Raw genomic sequence first — 24760 nt, 5'->3', positions numbered from 1 at the left:
GCGCGTGCGGCTAGTACCGTTCCTCCACGTAGCGGTATGGGTATTTCGGCTCGCGATAGCCGCCGGCTTTCTGCCGGTCGGGCAGCTTGACCGCCTTGCGCGGGATCTGCTCGTACGGGATTTGCGCCAGCAAGTGTGTGATGATGTTCAGCCGGGCGCGCCGCTTGTCATTGGAATTGGCGACGTGCCACGGCGCGAAGTCGGTATCGGTGGCGGCAAACATGGCGTCGCGCGCGCGCGAATAGTCATACCAGCGGCTGTACGAGCGCAGGTCCATGTCGGTCAGCTTCCACAGCTTGCGACCGTCCTGGATGCGCGCCTGCAGCCGGCGCGTCTGCTCCTCCTGGCTGACCTCGAGCCAGTACTTGATCAGGATGACACCGGAATTCACGATGGCGCGCTCGACCAGCGGCGCGGCGCGCAGGAATTCCTCGGTCTGCGTTTCGGTGCAGAACCCCATCACGCGCTCGACGCCGGCGCGGTTGTACCAGCTGCGGTCGAAGATCACGATCTCGCCGGCCGCAGGCAGGTGGGGCAGATAGCGTTGTATATACATCTGGGTCTTCTCGCGCTCGGTCGGCGCGGGCAGGGCGACCACGCGGAACACGCGCGGGCTGACGCGCTCCGTGAGCGCCTTGATGGTGCCGCCCTTGCCGGCGCCATCGCGCCCTTCGAACACGACGCACACCTTGATGCCGCGTGCCTGGACCCACTGTTGCAGCTTGACCAGCTCGACATGCAGCGCAAACAGGTGCTTGCGGTAGTCCTTCTCGGACAGCCGCCCGCTTTGCTTGCCTGCCTCGGCGGGCTCGTCCGCGGCCTCGTTCCCTTCGTTCGCGGCGTTCTCCGCGGCGATCTCGTCGATGTCGTGCTTGTCGTGGCGCTTGCCCTTGCCCTTGCCCTTGGCCATTGTTTTTTCCTCCGCCTTGAAATGCCACATTCTGTTTCTGCCATGGCGCCGCGCGCGCATCCGGCGCGGAATGGCAGACCATTTTCACGATGGAAGCCAGGCGTCAACGGGATCTGACGCGAATCAATTCTATGATTAATTTTTCGGTAATGCCGGTTTGCGCGGTAAATCGGTTGAAATCCCATAAACGTCGTACTACCTTCATATCGCGTGCCCAGCACCTAGCGCGGCTCGCAGCCCACGCGCTACGACCGCGCCTTTGACGCCGCGGCCGGCGCCCCGAGCGACCAGGGCATCATTGGTGCAGGACGCAACCGCCGGCAACATTGCCGGCAGCCGCAACAACCGGCCGGTGACAGCAAGCGTGCGGCGCCAGGCGGAAGGCACGGTGCGGGTGCAGTTCGACGGCGGTGACCCCGACGACCCGGGACTGATGCAGCGCGTCTCGCGCAGCTATGACGCGCGCATGGGGCGCGGAGCCGGCCACAGCCATGCCAGGGCAGCCCGCGGCGCGGCTACGTGCAGTTGGCCCGGTAGGCTTCCTGCAGCGACTTGCGGCTCTGGTCGCGCTCGATCCTGGGGATCGTCCGTCCCTGCGCAGTCTGCGTGGCCGGACCGGAAGACTGGTAGGAGCGCCGCTTCGAGGTGGCGTTGTACTGCGCCTTCAGCTATTCGCATTTGGCGCGCCTGGCCTCGTCGGGATCTTCGCCGGGGGCAGCCGGCGGGCGGTACGGGCTGGCGCCGCCCTGCACGGCCTCTGCGATGGCGCCGGCTGCATCCGGGGCCGGCGCCGGCGCATGCTGTGCGCCGGCGGCGGTGCAGCCCAGCGCCAGCAGCGCGGCGGCCATGCATTGTCAGGACATCAGCATACAACCCCCCGGATGCGATCGGCGATGCCGCATGGCGGTGCCGCGGGCCGCGGGCACCATTGCCCGATCGTCCGGCCCGACAACCATGATATGTGCCAGGGCCTGGATTGCCAGTGCCTGGTTGCCGGGGCAGGCGCCGCAAACTGCCGCACGCCCTGATCGGGCACAGCCGTGACACGCCTCCAGCGCCTATAGTCCAGCAAGTGGTAGCGCACCTTAACCCAGGAATAGCCCAGGAAGGCCCCCATGCAGACTCAACCGCTAACCCCGCCCGGCGAGCGCAGCGCACAGCGCGAGCCCGCCTGGTGGCGCTGGCTGCCCTGCGTGACCATGGTCAGGACCTACCAGGCCGCGTGGTTGCCGCATGACCTTGCCGCGGGGCTGGTGCTGACCACCATGCTGGTGCCGGTCGGCATTGCCTATGCGGAGGCTTCGGGCGTGCCCGGCGTATACGGGCTGTACGCCACGATCGTGCCATTGCTGGTCTATGCCGTGTTCGGTCCCAGCCGGGTCCTGGTGCTGGGCCCGGATTCCGCATTGGCTGCGCCGATCCTCGCCGTGGTGATCCAGGTCTCCGCCGGCGATCCCGCGCGCGCGATCGCCGCGGCCAGCATGATGGCGGTGGTCTCGGGCGTGGTCTGCATCGTGATGGGGCTGCTGCGGCTGGGGTTCATCACCGAGCTGCTGTCCAAGCCGATCCGCTACGGCTACATGAACGGCATCGCAATGACGGTGCTGGTCAGCCAGCTGCCCAAGCTCTTTGCCATCCCGATCGACGAGGATGGCCCGCTGCGCGAGATCCTGGCGCTGGGCCGGGCCATCCTGGACGGCCAGACCAACTGGTACAGCTTTGCCGTCGGCGCCGGCAGCCTGGTGCTGATCCTGCTCCTCAAGCGCTTCGAGCGGGTGCCCGGCATTCTGATCGCGGTGGTGGTGGCCACCATCGCGGTAAGCGTCCTTGGCCTGGACCGGGCCGGGGTGAAGGTGCTCGGCCCGATCCCGCAGGGGCTGCCGCAGCTGGCGCTGCCGTGGCTCAGCGGCGCCGACCTGGTCAAGATCGTGGTGGGCGGCTGCGCCGTGGCGCTGATTGCGTTTGCGGATACCAGCGTGCTGTCGCGCACCTATGCCGCGCGCTACAAGAGCCGGGTCGACCCGAACCAGGAGATGGTCGGCCTGGGCGCCGCCAACCTGGCCGCGGGCTTCTTCCAGGGCTTCCCCATCAGCAGCAGCGCCTCGCGCACGCCGGTGGCGGAGGCCGCCGGCGCGAAGACGCAGCTGACCGGCGTGGTCGGCGCGCTGGCCGTGGCGGTGCTGCTGCTGGTGGCGCCCAACCTGCTGCAGTACCTGCCCAGCAGCGCGCTGGCGGCGGTGGTGATTGCCGCCGCGCTCGGCCTGTTCGAGTTCACCGATCTCAGGCGCATCTACCGCATCCAGCAATGGGAATTCTGGCTGTCCATGGTGTGCTTTGCCGCGGTGGCGGTGTTTGGCGCGATCCCGGGCATCTTCCTGGCCGTGGTGATTGCCGTGATCGAGTTCCTGTGGGATGGCTGGCGCCCGCATTTTGCCGTGCTCGGCAGGGTGGAAGGCCTGCGTGGCTATCACGACGTGCAACGCTATCCGCATGCGAAACGCGTCGACGGCCTGCTGCTGTTCCGCTGGGATGCGCCGCTGTTCTTCGCCAATGCCGAGCTGTTCCAGGAGCGGCTGATGGAGGCGGTGGAGGACTCGCCCACGCCGGTTCGGCGCGTGGTGGTGGCCGCCGAGCCCGTCACCAGCGTCGACGTGACCTCGGCCGACATGCTGCGCGAACTGATCCGGGCGCTGCACCAGCGCGGGATCGCGATGCACCTGGCCGAGATGAAGGATCCGGTGCGCGACAAGCTGAAGCGCTTCGAGTTGCTGGAGCTGATCGGCGAGCAGAACTTCCACGCTACCGTCAGCGCCGCGGTGGATGACTACCTCGGCAAGGGCAGGGCGCCGGCGCCGGGCGCGCGGTGATCCGCAGCGGTTCGGCAGCGACGTGCGCCGCAACCTCCACGCAGCCGCTCCCGGGCGCCGGGACGTGGACGGCTCAGCCTGAATGCCACCAGCGCCCTGTCTGCCGGCTACCGCCGTCCCTGGCATGAAATGCACAGTCGCGGGGGCCGATTGCAAAGCCGCGCCGCCCGCCGGCTCTTACATTAGAGTGCGCCGCCAAGATCGGCACCAAGGCGTTCCGAACCCCTGGAACACAGCAGACAAGCATCCGAGACAACATGACTGACAACCTCATAACGCCGACCAGGTCGGCCTACGCCTACCCGCTGCTGGTCAAGCAGTTGCTGACCAATGCCCTGAGCCTCTATGGCGACCAGGAAATCAGCTACCGCGGCGAGATGCGCTATACCTTCCGCGATTTTCGCCATCGCATCGGCCAGCTGGCCTCGGCGCTGGCCGACCTGGGCGCCCGGCACGGCACCACCGTGGCGGTGATGGACTGGGACAGCCATCGCTACCTGGAATGCTATTTCGGCGTGCCCATGATGGGCGCCACGCTGTTTACGGTGAACGTGCGGCTCTCGCCCCAGCAGATCCTGTACACGCTGAACGACGCAGGTGCCGGGATCGTGCTGGTGCACCCCGACTTCCTGCCGGTGATCGAGCAGATCCGCCCGCAGCTCACCGGCAACCCCTGCTTTGTCCTGCTGGCCGACGGCCAGGACGTGCCGCAGACCACGGTGCCGCTGGCGGGCGAATACGAGGCGCTGCTGGCCAAGGCATCGACTGCGTTCGAATTCCCCGATTTCGACGAGAACACCAAGGCCGCCACCTTCTACACCACCGGCACCACCGGCGACCCGAAGGGCGTCTGCTACAGCCACCGCGAGATCGTGCTGCACACGCTGGCATCGGCCACCAGCCTGTGCTCCCCGCGCGAAGGGCAGCGTCTGCATCGCGAGGATGTCTATATGCCGATCACGCCCATGTTCCATGTGCTGGCATGGGGGATTCCGTATATCGCCGTGATGCTGGGGCTGCGTACGGTTCTGCCGGGGCGCTACGCGCCCGACCTGCTGCTGAAGCTGCGCCAGGCCGAGAAAGTCACGTTCTCGCACTGCGTCCCGACCATCATGCAGATGCTGTTGCAGGCTTCCGCGGACGGCACGCCTGACCTGTCCGGATGGAAGATCATCATCGGCGGCTCGGCGCTGCCGCCGGCACTGTGCGAGGCGGCACTCGCGCGCGGCATCGATATCTTTGCGGGCTATGGCATGTCCGAGACCGGTCCGATCGTATCGCTGGCCCAGTTGCCGCCTGGTCAGGCCCCCCTGGACCGTGCCGAGGAAGTGCGCATGCGCTGCTCGACCGGGCGTCCGGTGACGATGATCGACTTCCGCGTCGTCAGCGCGGACATGGAGGACGTCCCGCGCGATGGCAAGGGCCAGGGCGAGATCGTGCTGCGGGCACCGTTCCTGACCAAGGGATATTTCGGCAAGCCCGAGGCTTCCGAAGAGCTCTGGTCGGGCGGCTACCTGCATACGCAGGACGTTGCCGTGATGGGCAAGGATGGCTTCGTGCAGATCGTGGATCGCATCAAGGATGTGATCAAGACGGGTGGCGAGTGGGTGTCCTCGATCGAGGTGGAGAACCTGATTGCGACGGTGCCCGGCGTGCTGGAATGCGCGGTGATCGGGGTGGCGGATGCCAGATGGGGGGAGCGGCCGATGGCCTTCGTCGTGCGCAAGGCCGGCGATGACGTGAGCGCCGAGCAGATCCGTACTCGACTGATGGCTTATGTGGATTCGCGGCGGATCAGCAAGTACGCCGTGCCCGAGGCAGAGCGCATCGTGTTTGTCGAGGGGATTCCCAAGACCAGCGTGGGCAAGATCAACAAGAAGCAGCTGCGCGAAGACGTAGCCTGAACGGCTTGTCAAGGGTTGGGGCGCCGGTTCCCGTGTCGGGGCGGCGCTCTTTTTTTTTGCGATCCTGGATTCGCGGCGGGAGGGTTCGCCTGCCTTGGTTGCGGCCGGCGCACAGGTCCTCAGCCGGCCGCCAAGGTGGCGCGCTGTCTGGCGCGTGCCAGCGCCCTGTGCATGGTCTGGAGCAGCACCTCGGGCGGCCGCGCACCCGACACGCTGTGCGTGCCGTTGAACACAAAGCAGGGGACGCCAAGGCCGGCGCGCGCCGGCGGTTCCAGCGGCCCAGGCAGCGACGCAAGCCAGTCCAGGTCTTGCCCGGCCGCGCTATCGCCACGCTCGGGCAAGGCAAGGCCGCACGACGCCGCGGCCTGGCGCAGCACCTGCGGGTCGCCGATGTTCTCGGCGCGAATGAAGTAGCGCTGGAACAGTTCGTCGATCAGCAAGGCGGCCACGCCCGCGCCGGCCTGCTGGCGCGCATGGGCCACCAGCCGGTGGGCCAGCAGCGTGTTCGGGAAGGTCTCGATGCGGTCCAGCGCCAGCGTGAGTCCGGCCTCCTTTGCCGCGGCACACACCTGCGCCTGGCGCATCGCCACGGCCGCGGGGCTGCCCAGCCGCGCCAGGTAGAACTGGCGGTAGGGAAGCCCGGCAGGCGGGGTGGTCGGGATCAGCGGGTAGGAACGCCACGTGACCTGCACGGCGACGTCCGGGCGCTCGCGGCCAAGCCCGTCGATGGCGGTTTCCAGGTGTCTTTTCCCGATCAGGCACCAGGGGCAGATCAGGTCGAAATAGGCCTCGACCGACAGCACGGGCGGTTGGTCCGAGGCAAACGACTGGCGCCTGGAATCGCCATCGGGGTGCGGGGAATCGTCGGGACATTGCATGCGGTGGCTCCTGATCATCTTATGGGCGCGCGCGCCTGCCGGGCATCCGGCGGCGCGGCCAGTCGGCCTTGGTTGCCGTCAGTGGGGAGCACGGAGTTTGGTCCAATGGGGCGAAGAAATTTTGACGATACGGGACGATCAATTGACATTTCGAGACAGGCAGGGAAAACACGATGTCTGGCGGCACCCTGCCAGCTTGCGCATTCGCGGGCGGCAGCCGCAGAATGCGCCGACCTGTTTCCTCTGGCATGCATTGCCAGCGCGCTAGCGTGAACGCCCTGTCTCCTACCGTCCCCATCTCCGTCGTCAATGGCTTTCTCTGCGGCGCCGACCCCGTGGCGATCGCACGGCTGGCCGAGCGCTCCGGCATTGCGGCGGCGTTGCTGGCGGAGCCCGCGGCGCGCGTGACGCAAGAGCAGTTCGCCACGTTGTACCGGCTGCTCGCGCACGAACACGACGATGAAATGCCGGGCATCTTCAGTCGCCCGCTGCGCAACGGCACGCTCAAATACCTGTGCCTGAGCTTGCTGGATGCACCCAGGCTGGAAGTGGCGCTGCACCGGTTCGGACAGTTCTTTCACCTGATCCTCGACGATTTCCGCGTCGAGTCGCGGCGCGATGGGGCTTCGGGCTGTGTGGAGCTGATGGAGCATCCGGTGTCGCCCCCCATGAGCATGCTCGGCCGTGAACTGATGTTGAAGCTGGTGCACGGCGTGGCGTCGTGGCTGGTTCGCCGGGAGATTCCGCTGCAGGCGGTGGAGCTGGCATCCGGCCGGCCGCCGCTGACCAGCGACCACCTCTACCTGTTTCCGGGCCCGGTGCACTTCGGCTGCCAGCGGACCCGCATCGTCTTTGACGCGGCGTACCTTGACCTGCCGGTGCGCCAACGCAAGCCGGACCTGGAGAGGTTCCTGGCGCGCGCGCCCGAGGACTGGATCTTTGTCTCGTTCGCCGAGCAGATGACCTGTCATCGCGTGAGGCAATTCCTGGCCGACCGCCTGCCGGAGCCGCTCACGATCGAGGCCGCGGCGCTGGCGCTGCATTGTTCGGTGCGCACGCTGTGCCGCCGCCTCGCCGCGGAAGGCACCACCTTCCAGGCCATCAAGGACGATGTCCGGCGCGATATCGCGATCCAGCGCCTGACGCGCTCGGAGGATCCGATCGCGGCCATTGCCTTCGACGTGGGCTTCGACAATCCCACCGCGTTCCATCGTGCCTTTCGCCACTGGACCGGCAGCACGCCGAACGCCTACCGCCGCGCGGCGTAGCCGCGTATCCACAGCCAGGCAATGCGCCTGGCCGGCTGGCCGGCGACTGACAATTCCCGCCAGCGCGAGCGGCTTCGCGTGCGCATTGCACGGCGGCCACGGCACACGCGCGCAAAGCGGCAGGTTTTGTCAGCGATTGGGCTGGTTTTGGTAGCCGCCTTGGCGCGCGTCGCCACTACGATGCCACCATCAGATCCGCGCGGGCCAACGCGCGGCACGGCGCAAGCCAGATCAAGCGAGGAGACATATGGCAATCGAAGGCTACAGCATGGCAACGCTCTGCGCGTTCGTCGGCAAGGAACTCGGCGTGTCCGAGTGGATGGAAGTGGACCAGGCACGCATCAACGCGTTCGCGGCATGCACGGAGGACCACCAGTGGATTCACGTTGACGTCGAGCGAGCCCGCAAGGAAAGCCCGTTCGGCTCCACCATCGCCCATGGCTACCTGACGCTGTCGCTGCTGGCGGGAAAGCTGACCGGCATGGGCGTGGTGCCCGGCGACGCACGCGCCGCGGTGAACTACGGCCTGGACAAGACCCGTTTCCTGGCGCCGGTCAGGGCAGGCTTGCGCGTGCGCAATCGCGTCAGGCTGTTGTCCGCGGAGAACAAGGGCGATGGCCGCGTGCTGTTGCGCACGGAGAACACGATGGAAGTCGAGGGTGAAGCAAGGCCGGCAATGGTGGCGGAAGCCCTGGCGCTGGTCATGGCGTGAGGCGGCAAACGGGAAACCGGGCAGGGTACAAGGAAAAGCAGGAGCAGCAAGATGACAACCGCATCCAGGGCGCGCGGGCCGGCCTCCAAAGCCGGCAGGAACAAGCAAGCCGCGACGGTGATGGCCGCCACCGCGGCCGGGGCCTTCGAGGCCATCGACATGAACCCGGCGCTGGCCGGTCCCAACCCATTCGTCGGCCTGAGGCCGGAAGACTTCGTCAGCGCCGCGCAGCAGATCGGCGCGCAGTGCGTACAGGAGCCGGTGCTGGTGCTCGAGCAGCAGGCGCAACTGGCGCACGATCTCGTCGGCGTCCTCGATGGCTCGGCGCCGCTGCCGCCGGCGCGGGACCGGCGCTTTGGCGATGCGGCCTGGCGCGACAACCCGCTGTACCGCATGTCGCTGCAGGGCTACCAGGCCTGGCGCGAAGCACTGGGCGGCCTGGTGCGGCGCTCGGCGATGGATGAGCGCAGCAAGCACCGCGCGCAGTACTTCACCGAGCTGGTGATCGATGCGCTGGCCCCGACCAATACCCTGCTGGGCAACCCCGCCGCGCTGAGAAAGACGGTGGAGTCATGCGGGATGAACCTGTTCAGCGGGCTGGCCAACCTGGTCAGCGATACCCTGACCAATGGCGGCATGCCGGCCCAGGTGGACAAGGAAGCCTTCAGCGTCGGCAAGAACCTGGCGACGACGCCGGGCGCGGTGGTGTTCCGCAACGAGCTGCTGGAACTGATCCAGTACGCTCCATCCACGGCCCGCGTGCATGCGCGGCCGCAGCTGATCGTGCCGCCGCAGGTCAACAAGTTCTACGTGTTCGACCTGGCCCAGGGCAAGAGCATGGTGGAGTACCTGCTGGCGCAGGAGCTGCAGGTATTCATCGTCAGCTGGCGCAATCCCACGGCGGCGCAGCGCGACTGGAACCTGGACAGCTATGTCAGCGCGCTGCTCGAGGCGATCGGGGCGATCCGCGACATCACCGGCAGTGCCGACGTCAACCTGCACGGCGCCTGCTCCGGCGCGATGACCATGGCGGCGCTGATGGGCTACTGCGCCGCCAGCGGCGAAAAGCTGGTGCATGCCGCGACGCTGATGGTATCGGTGTTCGGACTCGACGCGGAGTCGCAGCTCGGGCTGTTCAGCACGCCCGAGGCCGTCACGGCGTCACGGCAGGGCAGCCACGCGCTCGGGGTGCTCGACGGCGAGGCGCTGGGACGGATTTTTGCCTGGCTGCGGCCGAACGACCTGGTGTGGAATTACTGGGTCAACAACTACCTGCTCGGCAATGCGCCGCCCGCCTTCGATGTCCTCTACTGGAACAACGACACCACGCGGCTGCCGGCCGGCCTGCACGGCCAGTTCCTCGACATGCTCACGCTGAACCAGCTCGCCACGCCGCGCACGCTGCATGTGCTCGGCCACGCCATCACGCTGTCGGACGTGAACTGCGACAAGTATGTGATGGCCGGCATGACCGACCACATCACGCCATGGAAGGCGGTTTACCGGTCGATGCGCGCCTTTGGCGGGCGCACCGAGTTCGTGCTGAGTTCCAGCGGCCACGTGCAGAGCCTGGTCAATCCCCCCGGCAACCCGAAGGCGCGGTTCTTCCGCAGCGAGGCGCCGGGCGCCGATCCACAGGCCTGGCTTGACGGCGCGACCGCCGTGCAGGGCTCGTGGTGGGAGCACTGGGGCCAGTGGCTGAAGGCGCGCTCGGGACCCAGGCGCCGCGCCCCGGACGCTTTCGGCAGCGCGCAATTCGCGCCCTGTGGCGAAGCGCCCGGCCGCTATGTGACCGAAGCGTGATGCGCCGGCCCATGGCGCGGCGCCCAGCCGCAGTTTCGATTTTTTCAACCCAACCGTGAGGAGATACTTAAATGGAATCGACCAACACCGCGGGCGCCTCGGCCCAACAGGCTTCCCAGGCCCCGCACCGCAAGCTGCTTGACTTCGTCCGGCACAATCGCCTGGACCCCGCCGCGATCCTCGAGTCGCGCCGCAAGGACATCGAGGCGCTGGCCAGCATCAACATCACGCTGCTGGGCGGCCTGCAGTCGCTGGTGCGCCAGCAGGCCGAGTACCTGTGCGATACCGCCGCCGACCTGCAGGCGCTGGCGCGCGGCGGCGAGTCCGCCGAGGGCAAGGCTTCTGCCAGGGTCGCGGAAACGCTGCCGCGCTCGCTGCACAAGGCCGTGGCAGGCCTGCGCGGCCTGAGCGACACGCTCTACAAGACCCAGGCGGACAGCATCGCCACGGTCGGCCGGCGCATCGCGGAGAATGTCGAGGAGGTGAAGGGGATTCTGCGCCCGAAGTCATGAGAACCGGCGGGCATGGCCGGTGCGCCGGCCATGCCCCTGCGCCAACGTCTCCAGGACGAACCGATGACAACCATCGATGCCGGCACGCAAGCCGGCAAACAAGCCGGCAAACAAGCCGGCAAACAAGCCGGCCACGAGCTCCAGGTCCGGACCGTGGATCTGGGCGGCCAGGTACTCAGGACCGGCATCCGGCGAGGCCGCGACGCAGGGCCGCCGCTGCTGATCTTCAACGGCATCGGCGCCAACTTCGAACTGCTCAAGCCCTTTGTCGAGGCACTGCCGGACTTCGAGGTGATTCTCTTCGACGTTCCCGGCGTCGGCGGCTCGCCCGCGCCGCTGGTGCCTTACCGCTTCTCCAATCTCTGCGTGCTGGCCGACCGGCTGCTGTCGCACCTTGGCTACGATGGCCAGGTCGATACGCTTGGCGTGTCGTGGGGCGGGGCGCTGGCCCAGGAGTTTGCCCGGCTTCACGCCCACCGTTGCCGGCGCCTGGTGCTGGCGGCCACCTCGCCCGGCGTCATCATGGTGCCCGGCAGGCTGTCGGTGCTGTCCAAGATGATCGGCCTGCGCCGCTATACCGATCCGCAGTACCTGCGCCGCGTTGGCGCCGACCTGTATGGCGGCGCCTTGCGCCATGACCCCGCCTGGCTCGACGAGCACGGCCGGCACATGCAGCCGCCGCGCGGACGCGGCTACCTCTACCAGCTGCTGGCGGCCTGGGGCTGGAGCAGCCTGCCCTGGCTGGGCGCGCTGAAGCAGCCCACGCTGGTGATGCATGGCACCGACGACCCGATCGTGCCGCTGCTCAATGCCAGGATCCTGGCCGCTGCCATTCCCCACGCGACCCTGCAGCTGGTCGACGACGGGCACCTCTTTCTGGTGACTGGCGCGGACAGCGCAGCCAGGGCCATCGGCAGCTTCCTGCGCGCATAGCCTCCTGCTTCATCGCCTGGGCGCGGACGCAGCTTGCCCCCCAGGCGGGGGCGCATGGCATGGATCAGGCGTCACCCAAGCCAATGCGCGGCTGTCTTGTCTCGCGCCTGGAAAAATTTTCTCTCTGCAGCGGAGCCGGTCCCGTAGAAGTGCGGCGTCAACATCATGGCGTGAGCCGCCCCTGACCTGGCGCACGCACCGGCTATTGCTCGTTGCCCTGCAACGCCAGCGCAACGACGCGTAGCGTGGCGTCGTCAGGACACGGTGTGTCGGCAAATCCCAATCGCTTGGCCAGGCGTCGCATGGCGGTATTCGACGACAGCACATAACCTTCCATGCGCCGGTATCCGCGGCGCCTGGCAACATCGACCAGGGCCCGCATCAACTGGCTGGCGAGGCCGAGCCCATGCCAGTTGTCGCCGACCGTCACGGCGAACTCGCAAGCGTCGCTGCCCGGTGCGGCAGCATAGCGGGCACCGCCCACGATGACCGGCGCGCCGGTCTCGGTGGCGATCGCCACCAGGGCAAACTCGCGCTCCGGCGACGGATGGGTCGCCTGCTCGAGCATCGACTCCGGCAGCTGCCGCATGGCCGCCATGAAGCGGGTATACCGCGCATCGGCGGAAAGCCGGTCGAACGCAGCCAGCAGGCTGGCCTTGTCACCTTCGCCAATTTCTCGCACCAGGATCTCCCGACCGTCGTGCAAGGTCAGGTTGAATGGTGCGAATACTGTTGCCGGATCGCGCTCTTGCATGGGCAGATGGCAGCGGGGTGGAAGACGTGAGCGGGGAATAATCTGGGCCGACGCCCTTCATAGTAGCTGATGCGCAATGCCGGTGCCTGGAAAAGGCGGCCGCGGCTGCCAGGCGCCGCCAGCGAGACCCGCCTCAGAACGACCACCCCAGACTCAACACCCCGATCACCAGCCCCAACCCGATCCGATACCACGCAAATACCCGCAGCGAATGCCGCGCCACCAGCCGCACCAGCGCATTGACGACGAAAAGCGCAGAAATGAACGCGGCGGTGAAGCCGGCGGCAATGGACCAGATATCCTGCAGGCTGAGCAGGTGGTAGTGCCGCATGGCGTCGTAGCCGGCGGCGCCGAGCATGGTGGGGATGGCGAGGAAGAACGAAAACTCGGTCGCCGCCTGCCGCGACACGCCTGACAACATGCCGCCGACGATGGTGGCGCCGGAGCGGGACGTGCCGGGGATCATCGCCACGCACTGCGCGAAGCCGATGCCGATGGCCTGCTTCCAGCCGAAGTCCTCGATGGCGTGGATGCGCGGCGCGGCGCTGCGCCGCTCTGCCCACAGGATCACCAGCCCGCCAGCGATCAGCGCGGCGGCGACCACGGCCGGATCGAAGAGGTGGTGCTTGATCGGGCCGATGAGCAGCGCGCCGATGACAGCGGCGGGCAGGAAGGCGACCAGCACCGCGGTGGCGAAGCGCAGCGCGTCGGGATCGCGCCGCAGCACGCCCTCGCACAGGTGCGTGATCCTGGCCCGGTACAGCCAGCACACGGCGAGGATCGCGCCCAGCTGGATCACCACGTCGAATACGCGCGCCTCGTGCGAGCTGAAGTCGATCCAGTCGCCGACCAGGATCAGGTGCCCGGTGCTCGAAATGGGCAGGAATTCCGTCAGGCCCTCGAGCAGGCCGAGAAAGAACGCCTTGCCCAGGTGGATCCAGTCGATCATGTGGCGGCTGCCTTGTGGTTGCTTGCGGTTGCCTTGCGGTTGCCTTGCGGTTCGGAAGGGGCGGAAGGGGGCGTCAGGCCGCCAGGCTGTGGAGCAGCCGGGGCTCGCGCTGCTCGAGGTAGCTGCGGAACTGCGCGCCGGTCTCGTGGTGCTTGAGCGCATACTCGACGGTCGCCTTGAGGTAGCCCAGCTTGCTGCCGCAGTCATAGCGGGTGCCCTGGTAGCGGTAGGCCAGCACCTGTTCCTGGCTCAGCAGCGACTGGATCGCGTCGGTGAGCTGGAACTCGCCGCCGGCGCCGGGCTTGAGTGCGCGCAGGTGGTCGAAGATGCGCGGCGTCAGGATGTAGCGCCCGACCACGCCGAGGTTGGACGGCGCATCTTCCGGCGCGGGCTTCTCGACGATGCCCGAAACCTTGATCACGCCCTCGGCCCACTCGCGGCCCTCGACCACGCCGTACGAGCGGCTCTGTTCCGGCAGGATCTCTTCGACGCCCAGCACCGAGCAGTTGTAGTGGTCGTAGGCATCGACCATCTGCTTCATCACCGGCGGGTTGCCGTCGATCAGGTCGTCGGCCAGCATCACCGCGAATGGGGCGTCGCCCACCAGCTTGGCCGCGCACAGCACCGCGTGGCCCAGGCCCAGCGCCTCGGACTGGCGCACGTAGAAGCATTCGACGTTGGACGGCTTGATCGAGCGCACCACGTCCAGCAGCGCCTGCTTGTTCTTGGCTTCGAGCTCGACTTCCAGTTCGAAGGCCTTGTCGAAGTGGTCCTCGATGGCGCGCTTGGAACGGCCGGTGACGAAGATCATCTCGGTGATGCCGGCGGCCATGGCTTCTTCCACGGCGTACTGGATCAGCGGCTTGTCCACCACCGGCAGCATTTCCTTGGGGCTGGCCTTGGTGGCCGGCAGGAAGCGGGTGCCCAGGCCTGCGACCGGGAAGACGGCCTTGCTAACGCGACTTGTCATTTCAGTGGTTCCCTTCAAAGGTTCGGCAACGCTCGGGTGCGATGGCGGCGACTATGGCAATTTCGGCGATTACGGAGATTGACGCGTTTGCGGCGACGCCTGCCTTCAGCCGCCGGCAAAGAAAGAGGGTGTAGGCGCAACAGGGAATCAATCGCCTACACCCTTAAGTCGGCACGGGGTGCCACCCGCGATTGTGCTGCGTCGCACCACCCGCGGTACCCCTCAGGCGTTGGGACGGAATTCGGTTCCACTCCGATGGGGGGATCGGAAACTTGGCAAAAACGCCGGCCGCGCCTTGAAGATGTAGTCCCGCGAGCCATAAACTTCGCCGGTCATTTACGGATGACGCAGTGCAGAAAAGAGCGCGCCCAGCGCGCCGGGCACAACCAGTCAAACCGCCAGGTTCAGTTCCGCAGCCGTACACACAAGCGGACAGGCACCCCGGTGCCATGCCGAGCCAGCGGGGTCACCGCTGTGCATTACGCCAGGGTGGCGGCGGGCCATGCGGGTCTTCTTGCAAACAAGGGAATCATCGAGAGTGCTAAAGCTTTCAAGCAGCTTGAGGTTTGGCAGGGCCGTCATGTGCCTGGGGATCGTTCCGTTGCTGGCATCGTGCGCGCTGGCGCCGGGCATGCGCTTTGACCCGCAGCGCCCGCTGGATCCGGAGGATCCGCAGTCGGTGCCCAAGATCACGCAGATCACGCCGGCGCTGGTGCGCACGCTGAAGGCCGCCGTGCCGGCCGCGAACGCCGGCGTCGAAGCCTTGTTCGGCGAGCCCGGACCCTATACCGTAGGGGTCGGCGACATTCTCTCGATCGTGGTGTGGGACCACCCGGAACTGGTGTTCCCCACGCAGACCTACTCGATCGGCGCCGCCTACGAGATTCCCAGCTACAGCGGCGCGGCCAACATTCCGGGCTATGTGGTCAGTCCGGCGGGCACCATCCAGTTTCCCTATGCCGGCGTGCTCAAGGTGCTGGGCCAGACCCCGGACCAGATCCGCGGGCAGCTGAGCACCCAGCTCAAGCCCGTGGTGACGATGCCGCAGGTCACGGTGCGCGTGCTGGCGTTTCGCAGCAAGCGTGTCTACCTCGACGGCGAAGTGAAGACGCCTGGGCCGCAGAATATCGACGACGTGCCGATGACGCTGGTCGAGGCGCTCAACCGCGCCGGCGGCATCAACGTGCTGACCGGCGACAACAGCCGCATCCGCATCTCGCGCGAGGGCAAGATTTATTACGTCAGCCTGCCGGCGCTGCTGCAGCAAGGCATCGACCCGGCGCGCATCCTGCTGCGCAATGGCGACATCGTGCGCGTGGAGCAACGCGAGGACAGCAAGGTCTTCGTCACCGGCGAAGTCGTGAAGCCGACCCCGGTGATGCCGCGCAACGGCCGGCTCACCCTGAGCGAGGCGATCGGCGAGGCCGGCGGCCTGAACCCCAATTCCGCCAACGCCAAGGAACTCTACGTGATCCGCAAGGCCGCCGACGGCGAGGCCGAGGTGTTCCACCTCGACGGCAAGTCGCCGGTCGCCTTTGCCCTGGCCGAGGCCTTCGAGCTGAAGCCGCGCGACGTGGTCTATGTCGATGCCGCAGGCGTGGTGCGCTGGAGCCGCGTGATCAACCAGCTGGTGCCCAGCGGCAACTTCTTCACCTCCACCGCGAACGCAGTCAAATGATCAAGACCGTACTCGTGGTCTGCATTGGAAATATCTGCCGCAGCCCGATGGCGCAGGGCCTGCTCCGGCAGGCGCTGCCCGACGCAGAGGTAGTTTCCGCTGGCCTCGGCGCGCTGTCCGGGCACGCGGCGGATCCGCAGGCGGTGGACCTGATGAGCCGCCAGGGCGTGGATATTTCCGGGCACCGGGCCCAGCAACTCAATCATGTGCTGATCCGGCGCGCGGACCTGATCCTGGTGATGGACGGTGCGCAGCGGCAGGAGATCCAGCGGCTGCATCCCGCGACCACCGGACGGGTGTTCCGCCTGGGCGAGCTGGAACAGCTCGATGTGCCCGATCCCTACCGCCAGCCCCGTGCGGCATTCGAGAGCGCGCTGCAGCTGATCCAGCGTGGCGTGGAGTCCTGGGTGCCGCGCATCCGGGCCCTGGGTTAAACCGATACTGTCCTGCCTGCCATGAACCAGTCCACTTATGTTCCCGTCGCGGCGCCGTCCCAGTCGGACGAGATTGCCGTCGTCCGCTACCTGGACGTGCTGGTGGCCAACCGCTGGCTGATCGCGGCGATTGCATTCGCCATCCTGGCGCTCGGGGTCGGCTACGCGTTCCTGGCGCGTCCGGTGTACGAGGCCAACATCCTGGTGCAGGTCGAGGACAGCCAGAACAGTCCCAACGGCCTGCTGGGCGACGTCTCGTCGCTGTTCGACGTCAAGACGCAGGCGACCGCGGAAATCGAGATCCTGCGCTCGCGCATGGTGGTCGGCAAGGCGGTCGACAACCTGCGCCTCTATATCGACGCCAAGCCCAGGTATTTCCCGCTGGTCGGGCCCTGGATCGCCAGCCAGTCGAAGGGCCTGTCCGAGCCCGGCCTGTTCGGCATGGGCGGCTATGCCTGGGGCGCGGAATCGATCGAGGTGCCGACCTTCGACGTGCCCGAGGCCCTGCAAGGCGAGAACTTCCTGCTGGTAAGCCTGGGCGACGGCCGCTACCGGCTCGAGCAGAGCAGTCTGGATAAGCCAATCGTCGGCCGCGTCGGCGAAGTGACCGAGGCCAACCATGCGGTCGGCGCGATCCGGCTGCTGGTGACTGCGCTGAAGGCCAAGCCCGGCATTGCCTTCAACCTGGTGCGCCAGTCGCGGCTGAAGACGCTGGAGCAGCTGCAGCAGCAGCTCAACATCGCCGAGAAGGGCAAGCAGAGCGGCGTGATCGGGGCCTCGCTGGAGGGCAATGACGCCAGGCTGACGGCGGCGATCCTCAACGAGATCGGCGACGAGTACGTGGCGCAGAACATCAACCGCAAGGCCGCGGAAGCGGAGAAGTCGCTGCTGTTCCTCAACAACCTGCTGCCGCAACTGAAGGGCGAGCTCGAGCGCGCGGAAGTGAAGTACAACGCCATGCGCAACGAGCGCGGCACCTTCAACCTCAGCGAAGAGGGCAAGGCCTTCCTGCAGGAAAGCGTGACCGCCGAAACCTCGCTGCTGGAGCTCAAGCAGAAGCGCGCCGAGCTGGTCACGCGCTTTGCCCCCGGCCATCCGTCGATGCAGGCGATCGACAAGCAGATTGCCGCGCTTGCGGCCAAGGCAGGGGCGGTCGCCGGCCGGGTCAAGACGCTGCCTAACCTGGAGCAGGACACCGTGCGGCTGATGCGCGACGTGCAGGTCAACAACGACCTCTATGTCGGCATGCTAAACAATATGCAGCAGCTCAAGCTGGTCAAGGCCGGCAAGGTCGGCAGCGTGCGCCTGGTCGACAGCTCGCCGGTGCCCGAGGAGCCGGTCAAGCCGAAGAAGGCGCTGGTGATCGTGCTGGCGGCAATGCTTGGCCTGCTGGCCGGGGCCGTGGTGGCCTTTGTCCGCAATGCCCTGTATGGCGGCATCACCGACCCCAAGGACATCGAGGAACACACCGGGCTCAACGTCTATGCGACGGTGCCCCAGTCCGAACACCAGCTCACCATCAGCAAGGACATCCAGGCACGCAAGCGCGGCCATTACCTGCTGGCCGACCGCTTTCCCAACGAACCCTCGGTGGAAAGCCTGCGCAGCCTGCGCACGTCGCTGCAGTTCGCCATGCTGGATGCGCCCAACAACCGCGTGCTGCTGACGGGCGCCACCGCCGGCGTGGGCAAGTCCTTCGTCTCGGTCAACCTGGCCGCGTTGATGGCCGCGGGTGGCAAGCGCGTGCTGCTGGTCGACGCCGACATGCGCAAGGGCTACCTGAACCAGTATTTCGGCAAGGATCGCGATCCGGGTTTGTCCGACGTGCTGGCCGGCAAGCTGGCACTGGAAGACGTGATCCACCGCGACGTGGTGGCGGGACTGGACTTCATCGGCACGGGGACGATTCCGCCGAATCCCGCCGAGCTGATGCTGAAGGAACGCATGGTCAGGCTGCTGGAGGAACTCAGCGCGCGCTACGACATGCTGATGATCGACACCCCGCCGGTGCTGGCCGTCGCCGATGCCGCGATCCTGGCCGAGCGTTGCGGCACGGTGTTCCTGGTGACGCGCTTCGGCAAGAGCTCGATCGGCGAGATCTCGGAGTGCGCCAAGCAGCTGGCGCAGGTCAGCGTGCGCGTGAAGGGGGTGATCTTCAACGGCCTCGATCCCAACGCCTTCCGCTACGGCTATGGCTCCAAGTACGGGCGCTATCGCTATGCCTACTACGGCTACTCGCAGAGCGAGAAGGCGTAAGCCATGCACGCCGCGCGACTGGACCGCGACTGGGTGTTGGCCGAGCGTGGGCTGGCCACGGTGGCGAGCCTGGTGCTGAGCCTGCTCTACCTGACGGTCTATTTCTTCGGCCGCGACGCGCTGCCGGAAAAATGGGTCACCGATTCCAACAAGATGCTGGAATTCCTGGTCAGCGGCTCGACCGACCTTGACGATTCGTTCGCCGCCACCGCCAAGGTGTTCTCGGTGTTCGGGGCGGAGTATGTGAATGTCGTCACCGCCACGGTCGGCGTAGCCTATCTTGCGCTGGCGTCGAGCCGGGTGGCGGGCCTGCGCGACCTCGCCACGCGCTGGCTGTTCGTGCTGCCCTGCATGCTGCTGAACCTGCTCTCGCCGGGCAAGGAGACCGTGGTGATCGCGATGTCGATCGTGCTGGTCATGGGCGGCATGTCGCGCGGCGTGTCGTTCCGCGCGCTGGTGGTGATGACCATGGTTCTGTACGGCTGCTACGCGCTCTTCATCCGCAACTACTACGCGATGATCCTGGTGCTGGCGCTGGGCATCCGCGCGTCGGCGCGGCTGTCGCCGGCATGGAAGGCGATCGTGCTGGCCTGCGTGGTGGGGGCGGTCCTGGTGGCGCCGTCCGAGATCCTGTACATCCTGCAGTCGCCGCGGGATATCTCGAACAACTATGCGCTGAGCATCGGCAGCGACAACCGCACCATGATCTGGAACCTGTATCCGCCCACATCCGGTGTCAATTTCATTGTCAACTACCTGTACGCGGCGGTCATGTTCGTGCTGCCTGTGATCAGCTTCCGCGCGCCGGTCGACCTGGCCATGATGCTGATGCACGCGGCGATCCTGCGCGTGGCGCTGCGCGGCTTGTCCGGCACGCCGGGGGCGGGCGCGGACGAGCGCAAGCGCCGCTGGTTCGCCACGCTGGTGGTTGCGCATATCCTGGTGCAGTTTATCTTCGAGCCGGACCTGGGCAGCTATGTTCGCCATCTCACCTCGGTCAGCTTGTTCCTCATCCCTTTGCTAACTGCCTTGCCGGCCAAACAAGATGAAGCACGTCGTCATATGCGCGGTGCCGTACAGTGACAACCTCGGCGATGCGGTGATCGCCGAAACGCTGGGTCACCTGATCCGCCAGGCCATGCCGGATTGCCGTGTCAGCTTCCTGGACATCGCCGGGCGCACCCGGCTCGGAGAGCACTCGCTGAAGAAGGGCCACCTGATGCGGCTCTTCTCGCGGCTGCCAGGCTGGGCCCGGGTGCCGGTGCTGAGCACCGCCATCTGGCTGAAATACCGGCGGCAGTGGCGCGCCCGCTGGCAGCAGCAGCTGGCCGATGCCGATATGGTGGTGGTCGGCGGCGGCCAGCTGCTGTGCGATGTGGACCTGAATTTCCCGCTCAAGCTCTACCTGCTGGCCCGCTGCCTTGGCCAGGACGCGAAGGTCGCGCTCGTATCGGTGGGCGTGGCGGCCGGCTGGTCGCGCCTGGGGCGCTACCTCGTGTCGCGCTTCTTCGCACTGGCGGCGCCGCAATTCGTCTCGGTCCGGGATGAAAGCTCGCGACGCAATATCGTCGGCCTTGGCGCGGGCGAGCCTTGCGACGTCGCCATCATTCCCGACCCCGCCATCCTGAGTTCGGCGCTGTATGCGGAGCACGGGCTGGAGAAGCGCTGGGACGTGGGGATCTGCGTCTCGGACGTCGAATCGCTGCACTACAACGCGGACCTCGCCGCGCTGTCGGCGCAGAGCGAGCAGGGCGCTGGGCTGGGCATGTTCGTCGAACTGGTGCGCAAGCTGCGGCAGGGCGGCCAGCGCGTGGTGCTGTTCACCAACGGCGCCGAGGAAGACAACCTTGCCGCGGCTACGGTCAGGAGCCGGCTGGGCGCGGAGGTTGCTGATGGCGTGGACTACATGCTGCCCGCGTCCCCGGCGGCGCTGGCGTCGATCATTGCCGGCTGCCACAGCATGGTCGGCCACCGGATGCACGCCAACATCATTGCCTTCAGTTTCGGCGTGCCATCGGTCGGCATTGTCTGGGACACCAAGGTCGCGTCGTTCTTCAAGCTGAGCGGGCGCGGCGATTTCGCGGTGCGGCAGAACGCCAGCGCCAACGACGTGATGGAAAGGCTGGCCTACGCGCGCGCGCTCGGCGCGGCGCAGTTCAAGCGCTCGGCGCGGCTGGGCCGCGATATCAGGCAGGGGCTGGCGCTGGTGTTCGAGCAGAAGCTGGCGGTGCCGGCCGCATCCGCGCCGCTGCAGGCGGCGCCTTCGCTCGGGGGGACGCCATAATGCGCCGCATGCTGTCGGCGCTGGGCGCGGTGTTCGAGCAAGCCGCGTATACGGCGGTGCAGTTCGGCATCAACGTGGCGCTGGCCCGCTCCATGGATGTGGCGGGCTATGGGCTGGTGGCGGTGGTGCTGTCGCTGGTGGTGTTCATCAACATCTTCTATGTCTCGTTCCTGCACGAGCCGGCGCTGATCGAGGGGATCAAGCTGCGCGTGCGCTTCTCGGTCGAGGTCGCGGTATTGACGGTGTTTCCGGTCGCGGCCGGCTCGATCCTCTACCTGTACGGGCATGGCCTGAGCACGTCGGCCTGCGCGGCGGCGGCGGTGCTGTTTGCCAGCTACACCGCCTACTGGGTGCTCAGGACCGTGGGCGCGAAGGCGCGCGGCTATGCCGGGCTGCTGGTCTGCCACACGCTGATCGGCGGCGGCGTGGCCATGATCGGGCTTGCCGCTGGTACGCAGCCCGCGCCCGCGGCGATGCTGCTGCTCGCGGCCGCGATCCTGCTGCCGACGCTGGTGGCCGCCGCCACGCTGCGCCGCCGCGGCCGCATCGAGATCATCCCTGGCCGGCCCGAGTCGCCGCGCCAGTGGCTCGGGTTCGGGGCCAGCTCGGCCAGCGCGCAGCTGATGAGCTGGCTGGTCGGGCCGGGACTGGTGGTGCTGCTCGGCTCGCTCGGACACTTTGCCGACTCGGCCAAGTTCCGCATCCTGCTGACGGTGCTGCTGCCGGCCCAATATGTCCTGATGGCGCTGGGCTATCACCTGATGCCAAGGTTCGCGGCGTCGTTCCGGCGCGACGACACGCGGACCCTGGCGCGTAACGCGGCCGCGTTCGTGCTGGGCGGCGTGGTGCTGTCCGGCGCACTGAGCGTGCTGCTGCTGCTGTTTGGCGACCAGGCCGTGGTCCTGCTGTTCGGCGCGGCCTATGGAGATCTCGACGTGCGCTTCTTTTCGCTGTTTCCGATCGTGTTCGCGGTGGTGATGTGCCTGCGCACCTTGCTGAAATCATTCGGCATGGCGCGCGCCATCTTCCTGGCCGCGGGCGTCGGCCTGCTGGCGGGCATCGCGCTGGGGGCCTGGCGTTATCCGCAGCTCGACTACCTGGTGGCGGCGCAGGTCATGCTGGTCTCGTTCCTCGTCATCGCGCTGTTCCAGACTGGTGCGCTCGCCATGGGCGTACTGCGCAGGCATGTCGCCGCATAGCGCCGCCATGGTGCGCGCCGGAGCGCGGGCGCGCACGCTGGCGTTGGCTGCGCTGATCGCGGTAGCGGGCGGGTGGTCCGCCCGGCCGGCGCATGCCGAAAACTGGCACGCCTCCGGCCGGATCGCGTCGATGCCAGCCTTTGCCGTGCAGATCGATCCGGCCACGGTCTCGGCCCGCGACCTCGCCGAGATCAGGCGCCTGGGCTTCTCGCATGTGCGTTTCGGCGTGCGGCCCGAGGTGGTGCGCGGGCACCTGCCGCCGCAGCGCTACGCGCAGGTCATCGCCCAGGCGCGCCAGGCCGGCCTGCACATGCTGGTGACGCTGTATGGCGGGCGCTATATCTGGGGGGATGACGGGGCAGACGGCTCCAGCGACGCCAGCGAGGCGAAGTTCGCCGCGTTCGCCAGCCAGTTCATGCTGCGCAACGCGGGGCCGGACCTGTCTTACGAGATCTGGAACGAGCCCGACAACAAGACCTTCCTGCATCCGTCGGTACCCATTGCCCGGCTGCTCTCGAGCGCCGGCAAGATCTGCGACGCGCTGGCCCAGGCCGGCACGGCGCCGCTGCCATCGGTTTACCTGTTCGGCCTGGCGCGGCTGCCCGGGCCGGCAAATCCCGTCGCGGAACAGTCCTTGTCGCGCCTGCTGACCGATCCGCGCCTGGGCTGCATGAAGGGACTCAGCATCCATCCTTATCGCGCCACGCCCGAAACGCTGCTGCGCGACTATCGGCAGCTGGGCGGCCGCATCCGCAACTCGCCGCGTCCGGGCGCGCAGCTGATCGTCAGCGAATGGGGCTATGCCTCGTACCTGCCGGTGCGCAGCGAAGCCACGCAGGCGACGCTGATCGCCCGGCAAGTGCTCGCCGGCGTCATGGCGCAGGTGCCCATGCTGGGCATCTATGCCTGGCGCGACCGCGGGCAGGCAAGATGGGACCGCGAGGCAAACTTCGGCCTGCTCAGGATCGATGGCTCGGAGAAGCCGGTCATCGCCATGCTGCGCGACCTGCTGGGCCTGCTGGCCGGAGCGAAGGACGCCCAATGGCAGCAGCGCCAGGACAGCTTCGTGCTGTCGTTGCGCAAGGACGGCGCGGCCCATCGCATCTATTGGGGGCCGCAGGGCCGTTCGCTGTTGCGCGAAGCGCTGGCGCAGGCAGGGCCGGAGGGCTGCACGGTGCGGGCCCTGGGCGCCACCGCAGGCGCGCGCCCGTGCGCGGCGCTGCTGCAGGATGGTACCGCGCTTGCCGACGCCGGGATGCTGCTGGCGAGCTGGCCCGGCGGCAATGCGCCGCCCTGACCAGCGCGGCCGGCGCGGGGCTAGGCGAGCAGGGCGCGGGAGTAGAAGGTCTCGAACTTTCTCGCCTGGGTCACGATATTGAATTCGGACTTGGCGCGGGTCACGGCATGCTCCGACATGGTTTGCCACAGCGTGGCATCGCCGACGATGGCTTCGATCGAGCTGGCCATGGAAGGCGCATCGTCCACCGGCACGATAAAGCCGTTGCGGCCATCGACGATGATGTCCTTGATGCCGTCGACGTCGGTGCCGACCACCGGGATCGCCAGCGCATTGGCTTCCGCCAGCACGTAGCCGAAGCTCTCGTAGTGCGAGGTCAGCACCACCACGGTGGCATGCGCCAGCAGTTCCTGCAGCGCGGTCCGGCTCATCCACGCGATGGCGGTGATGTCCTGGCCCTCCACCAGCCCGCGTTCCCCCAGCATGGCGTCGAGCGTGGCCCGGTCATTGTCGTAATGGCCATAGCCAACCAGCATGAACTCGATGTCGGCGCGCCCCTGGAACAGCTTGGCCACGTCCAGGAACATGGGGATGTTCTTCTGCGGGCTGATCCGCGCCACCATGATCACGCGCTTGACGCCGGCGCCCAGCTGCCGTTCCACCGGCACGGAGCGGGGCTCGACGGCGTTCAGGATCGAATGCGCGCGCTCGCGCGGGAGGCCCACCTCATGGATGGCGCGGTCGCGCTCCGACGGCGAGGTGGCGAGCACCGCATCGGTAAGCCGGTGCAGGAAACGCTCGGCCATCAGGAACACGCGCCGCTTGAGCCCGCGCAGACCCAGGTAATAGTAGGCATGCGGGGTGTAGACCACGCGCACGTTCAGGCCGATGCACGCCAGCCGGCCCACCAGGCCGGCCTTGGAGCTGTGCAGGTGGACGATCTGCGGCGCCACGCGCTTCACCAGCGCGCGCAGGCTGAGCGCCGCCTTCAGGTCGTTGAGCGGATCGAGCTTGCGCGGGATCGGCAGGTAGCTGACGCCGAAATTGCGCGCATCGGCAATCGCCGACACCGAGCATTGCCTGGGCAGCGCGAAGTGGAAGCTGATGTGCTCGTCATTGATATGGGAGGCCAGCAGGTGCAGATAAGTCTCGACACCGCCCAGGCACTCGGTCACGTGCAGGACTTTGATCATTGGCTTGCGGATGCGATGG

The 24760-nt window shown here is 67.3% G+C and carries 20 protein-coding genes and 1 pseudogene; 14 read left to right on the top strand and 7 right to left on the bottom strand.

The genetic code is table 11. The features are described 5' to 3' along the window. Positions 1 to 10: 10 nt before the first annotated feature. Entirely contained in the window at positions 11 to 910 is a 900-nt protein-coding gene (gene ppk2 / locus CBM2586_RS08440; RefSeq protein WP_115663737.1) for a polyphosphate kinase 2, read from the bottom strand. A 515-nt stretch (positions 911 to 1425) separates the two neighbouring features. Next, positions 1426 to 1758, bottom strand: a pseudogene (locus CBM2586_RS32645) (hypothetical protein). A gap of 267 nt (positions 1759 to 2025) precedes the next feature. Between CBM2586_RS32645 and CBM2586_RS08430 the strand changes: the two are divergent. Then, entirely contained in the window at positions 2026 to 3777 is a 1752-nt protein-coding gene (locus CBM2586_RS08430) for a SulP family inorganic anion transporter (protein ID WP_115687227.1), read from the top strand. 257 nt (positions 3778 to 4034) lie between these two features. Continuing rightward, positions 4035 to 5681: a fatty acid--CoA ligase gene (locus CBM2586_RS08425; RefSeq protein WP_115687226.1), complete on the top strand. Its 1647-nt coding sequence runs from the start codon at positions 4035 to 4037 to the stop codon at positions 5679 to 5681. Positions 5682 to 5800: 119 nt separating this feature from the next. On the opposite strand, the gene CBM2586_RS08420 is transcribed toward CBM2586_RS08425, so the two are convergent. Continuing rightward, entirely contained in the window at positions 5801 to 6559 is a 759-nt protein-coding gene (locus tag CBM2586_RS08420) for a DsbA family oxidoreductase (RefSeq protein WP_115687225.1), read from the bottom strand. Between the two features lie 248 nt (positions 6560 to 6807). Between CBM2586_RS08420 and CBM2586_RS08415 the strand changes: the two genes are divergently transcribed. From CBM2586_RS08415 to phaZ, 5 genes are all read left to right on the top strand, one after another. Continuing rightward, entirely contained in the window at positions 6808 to 7827 is a 1020-nt protein-coding gene (locus CBM2586_RS08415; protein WP_172583308.1) for an AraC family transcriptional regulator, read from the top strand. A gap of 247 nt (positions 7828 to 8074) precedes the next feature. Next, positions 8075 to 8539, top strand: a complete 465-nt coding sequence (locus tag CBM2586_RS08410) for a MaoC family dehydratase (protein WP_115662040.1) — start codon at positions 8075 to 8077, stop codon at positions 8537 to 8539. A 120-nt stretch (positions 8540 to 8659) separates the two neighbouring features. Continuing rightward, positions 8660 to 10342: an alpha/beta fold hydrolase gene (locus CBM2586_RS08405; protein WP_115687224.1), complete on the top strand. Its 1683-nt coding sequence runs from the start codon at positions 8660 to 8662 to the stop codon at positions 10340 to 10342. Positions 10343 to 10413: 71 nt separating this feature from the next. After that, positions 10414 to 10854, top strand: a complete 441-nt coding sequence (locus tag CBM2586_RS08400; protein ID WP_115687223.1) for a phasin family protein — start codon at positions 10414 to 10416, stop codon at positions 10852 to 10854. A 63-nt stretch (positions 10855 to 10917) separates the two neighbouring features. Next, positions 10918 to 11787, top strand: a complete 870-nt coding sequence (phaZ, locus tag CBM2586_RS08395) for a poly(3-hydroxyalkanoate) depolymerase (RefSeq protein WP_172583256.1) — start codon at positions 10918 to 10920, stop codon at positions 11785 to 11787. Between the two features lie 202 nt (positions 11788 to 11989). Here phaZ and CBM2586_RS08390 read toward each other — a convergent pair whose 3' ends face one another. From CBM2586_RS08390 to galU, 3 genes are all read right to left on the bottom strand, one after another. Next, the gene (locus CBM2586_RS08390) at positions 11990 to 12541 is read right to left on the bottom strand and encodes a GNAT family N-acetyltransferase (protein WP_115687222.1); all 552 of its coding nucleotides are present in this window, start codon (positions 12539 to 12541) and stop codon (positions 11990 to 11992) included. A gap of 133 nt (positions 12542 to 12674) precedes the next feature. Then, positions 12675 to 13490, bottom strand: a complete 816-nt coding sequence (locus CBM2586_RS08385) for an undecaprenyl-diphosphate phosphatase (protein WP_115662043.1) — start codon at positions 13488 to 13490, stop codon at positions 12675 to 12677. Positions 13491 to 13563: 73 nt separating this feature from the next. Next, positions 13564 to 14460, bottom strand: coding sequence for a UTP--glucose-1-phosphate uridylyltransferase GalU (gene galU, locus CBM2586_RS08380; protein WP_115662044.1), 897 nt, complete (start codon positions 14458 to 14460; stop codon positions 13564 to 13566). Positions 14461 to 14998: 538 nt separating this feature from the next. Between galU and CBM2586_RS08375 the strand changes: the two genes are divergently transcribed. Genes CBM2586_RS08375 through CBM2586_RS08345 form a run of 7 tightly spaced genes read left to right on the top strand, consistent with a single transcriptional unit; the run spans position 14999 to position 23608 of the window. Further along, positions 14999 to 16138 carry a polysaccharide biosynthesis/export family protein gene (locus CBM2586_RS08375; RefSeq protein ID WP_115687221.1) on the top strand — a complete coding sequence of 380 codons (1140 nt, stop codon included), beginning with the start codon at positions 14999 to 15001 and terminating at the stop codon, positions 16136 to 16138. Next, positions 16135 to 16572 carry a low molecular weight protein-tyrosine-phosphatase gene (locus tag CBM2586_RS08370; RefSeq protein WP_115662046.1) on the top strand — a complete coding sequence of 146 codons (438 nt, stop codon included), beginning with the start codon at positions 16135 to 16137 and terminating at the stop codon, positions 16570 to 16572. The genes CBM2586_RS08375 and CBM2586_RS08370 overlap by 4 nt, the downstream gene beginning before the upstream one ends. A 21-nt stretch (positions 16573 to 16593) precedes the next feature. Further along, the gene (locus tag CBM2586_RS08365) at positions 16594 to 18828 is read left to right on the top strand and encodes a polysaccharide biosynthesis tyrosine autokinase (protein ID WP_115687220.1); all 2235 of its coding nucleotides are present in this window, start codon (positions 16594 to 16596) and stop codon (positions 18826 to 18828) included. Between the two features lie 3 nt (positions 18829 to 18831). Next, entirely contained in the window at positions 18832 to 19911 is a 1080-nt protein-coding gene (locus CBM2586_RS08360; protein ID WP_115662048.1) for a hypothetical protein, read from the top strand. Beyond that, complete coding sequence (locus CBM2586_RS08355) at positions 19874 to 21112, top strand: polysaccharide pyruvyl transferase family protein (RefSeq protein ID WP_115662049.1); 1239 nt, start codon at positions 19874 to 19876, stop codon at positions 21110 to 21112. The genes CBM2586_RS08360 and CBM2586_RS08355 overlap by 38 nt, the downstream gene beginning before the upstream one ends. Next, the gene (locus CBM2586_RS08350; protein WP_115662050.1) at positions 21112 to 22311 is read left to right on the top strand and encodes a lipopolysaccharide biosynthesis protein; all 1200 of its coding nucleotides are present in this window, start codon (positions 21112 to 21114) and stop codon (positions 22309 to 22311) included. Before CBM2586_RS08355 ends, CBM2586_RS08350 begins: the two co-directional genes overlap by 1 nt. Further along, on the top strand, positions 22298 to 23608 hold the full coding sequence (locus CBM2586_RS08345; RefSeq protein WP_115662051.1) for a hypothetical protein: 1311 nt from the start codon (positions 22298 to 22300) through the stop codon (positions 23606 to 23608). Before CBM2586_RS08350 ends, CBM2586_RS08345 begins: the two co-directional genes overlap by 14 nt. Positions 23609 to 23628: 20 nt before the next feature. Here CBM2586_RS08345 and CBM2586_RS08340 read toward each other — a convergent pair whose 3' ends face one another. Beyond that, entirely contained in the window at positions 23629 to 24741 is a 1113-nt protein-coding gene (locus CBM2586_RS08340; RefSeq protein ID WP_115662052.1) for a glycosyltransferase, read from the bottom strand. Between the last annotated feature and the right edge of the window lie 19 nt (positions 24742 to 24760).

This window comes from Cupriavidus taiwanensis (assembly GCF_900250115.1).
Classification (GTDB): domain Bacteria; phylum Pseudomonadota; class Gammaproteobacteria; order Burkholderiales; family Burkholderiaceae; genus Cupriavidus; species Cupriavidus taiwanensis_B.
Note: the sequence above shows the minus strand (reverse complement) of the source record. Positions and strands in the feature narration are given on the sequence as shown.

Coding starts and splice junctions, on each gene's coding strand:
- CBM2586_RS08415 (WP_172583308.1), top strand. CDS start 6,808: ATGCATTGCCAGCGCGCTAGCGTGAACGCCCTGTCTCCTACCGTCCCC.
- CBM2586_RS08405 (WP_115687224.1), top strand. CDS start 8,660: ATGGCCGCCACCGCGGCCGGGGCCTTCGAGGCCATCGACATGAACCCG.
- CBM2586_RS08410 (WP_115662040.1), top strand. CDS start 8,075: ATGGCAATCGAAGGCTACAGCATGGCAACGCTCTGCGCGTTCGTCGGC.
- phaZ (WP_172583256.1), top strand. CDS start 10,918: ATGACAACCATCGATGCCGGCACGCAAGCCGGCAAACAAGCCGGCAAA.
- CBM2586_RS08365 (WP_115687220.1), top strand. CDS start 16,594: ATGAACCAGTCCACTTATGTTCCCGTCGCGGCGCCGTCCCAGTCGGAC.
- CBM2586_RS08350 (WP_115662050.1), top strand. CDS start 21,112: ATGCGCCGCATGCTGTCGGCGCTGGGCGCGGTGTTCGAGCAAGCCGCG.
- galU (WP_115662044.1), bottom strand. CDS start 14,460: ATGACAAGTCGCGTTAGCAAGGCCGTCTTCCCGGTCGCAGGCCTGGGC.
- CBM2586_RS08340 (WP_115662052.1), bottom strand. CDS start 24,741: ATGATCAAAGTCCTGCACGTGACCGAGTGCCTGGGCGGTGTCGAGACT.
- CBM2586_RS08345 (WP_115662051.1), top strand. CDS start 22,298: ATGTCGCCGCATAGCGCCGCCATGGTGCGCGCCGGAGCGCGGGCGCGC.
- CBM2586_RS08355 (WP_115662049.1), top strand. CDS start 19,874: ATGAAGCACGTCGTCATATGCGCGGTGCCGTACAGTGACAACCTCGGC.
- ppk2 (WP_115663737.1), bottom strand. CDS start 910: ATGGCCAAGGGCAAGGGCAAGGGCAAGCGCCACGACAAGCACGACATC.
- CBM2586_RS08360 (WP_115662048.1), top strand. CDS start 18,832: ATGCACGCCGCGCGACTGGACCGCGACTGGGTGTTGGCCGAGCGTGGG.
- CBM2586_RS08425 (WP_115687226.1), top strand. CDS start 4,035: ATGACTGACAACCTCATAACGCCGACCAGGTCGGCCTACGCCTACCCG.
- CBM2586_RS08420 (WP_115687225.1), bottom strand. CDS start 6,559: ATGCAATGTCCCGACGATTCCCCGCACCCCGATGGCGATTCCAGGCGC.
- CBM2586_RS08390 (WP_115687222.1), bottom strand. CDS start 12,541: ATGCAAGAGCGCGATCCGGCAACAGTATTCGCACCATTCAACCTGACC.
- CBM2586_RS08385 (WP_115662043.1), bottom strand. CDS start 13,490: ATGATCGACTGGATCCACCTGGGCAAGGCGTTCTTTCTCGGCCTGCTC.
- CBM2586_RS08400 (WP_115687223.1), top strand. CDS start 10,414: ATGGAATCGACCAACACCGCGGGCGCCTCGGCCCAACAGGCTTCCCAG.
- CBM2586_RS08430 (WP_115687227.1), top strand. CDS start 2,026: ATGCAGACTCAACCGCTAACCCCGCCCGGCGAGCGCAGCGCACAGCGC.
- CBM2586_RS08370 (WP_115662046.1), top strand. CDS start 16,135: ATGATCAAGACCGTACTCGTGGTCTGCATTGGAAATATCTGCCGCAGC.